This is a genomic window from Desulfamplus magnetovallimortis (genome assembly GCF_900170035.1).
Classification (GTDB): Bacteria; Desulfobacterota; Desulfobacteria; order Desulfobacterales; family Desulfobacteraceae; genus Desulfamplus; species Desulfamplus magnetovallimortis.
The window spans coordinates 1-925 of sequence record NZ_LT828608.1; the positions used below are offsets into that span (position 1 = coordinate 1).

1 protein-coding gene is annotated in these 925 nt (G+C 45.6%); it reads left to right on the forward strand.

Annotated elements, in window-relative coordinates; genetic code table 11:
• Positions 1–129 precede the first annotated feature (129 nt).
• A complete protein-coding gene (locus MTBBW1_RS27230) occupies positions 130–729 on the forward strand; it encodes a DUF3782 domain-containing protein (protein ID WP_080810147.1) in 600 nt (199 codons plus the stop codon).
• The last annotated feature ends 196 nt before the right edge of the window (positions 730–925 follow it).

Here is a 925-nt window from a genome sequence, read left to right on the forward strand (position 1 = left end):
AGTTCGGTAAGCATGTGCTGTCCCCTTTCTTTTTTGTATTTGTCATTTCCCGCTTCAGTGGTTATACTAAAAAAAAACGATGTAGAGAACGATGTAGAGAAATAACAGGAAGCTGAGGGAGGGTAAGAGATGGAACAGGCATTGACCCCGGATCATATTCTGAATTTTTTTCAGGAAATTAAAGATCTGTATAGAGAGACCGATCGAAAGTTTCAGGAGACGGAGCGTTTGATGAAGGAACAGTCTCAGGAGACAGACCGCAAGTTTCAGGAAACAGATCGCATCATAAAAAATCTTTCTAAGAACCTTGGTGCCCTGGGCAACCGTCTCGGAGAATTTGTGGAAAATATGGTGGCGCCTGCGGTTGTGCGTTTGTTTCAGTCCATGGATATTCAGGTTCATGAAGTGTATCCCGGCGTTGAAGCTAATCGGAATAACGAAGGCATTGAAATTGATCTTCTGGTGGTTAATGAGAGTATTTTGGTTGCCGTGGAGTGCAAAAGCAAACTGACCCGAGAGCATGTGGATGAGCATGTGGTCAGGATGGAAAAGCTCAAACGGATGCTGCCGCTTTATAAAAACCATACGGCTATGGGATGTGTGGCAGCGATGGTAATGAGTGAAAGTGTAAAAAACTATGCTCACAGCAAGGGGTTTTATGTGCTGTACCAGAACGGTGAGGGGGTGGATGTAAGCAAACCGGAAGGGTTTAATCCCAGAGTGTGGTAAACGTGAAAGGTTTGGCGAGAATGAATGGGGCAGGTACGCTTTGTTTTTCAAAAACGTGAAAAAAAATCACGTTTTTTTAAGGTCACGCGTTAACAGCCAAAGCCCGTGTAATCTGGCTCAATCCCTGATTGACTCCGAACCGGTCCGAACCGGGGTCCGGCCGAACCGGGGTCGGGCCATGCTAAGCTTTGTTTTT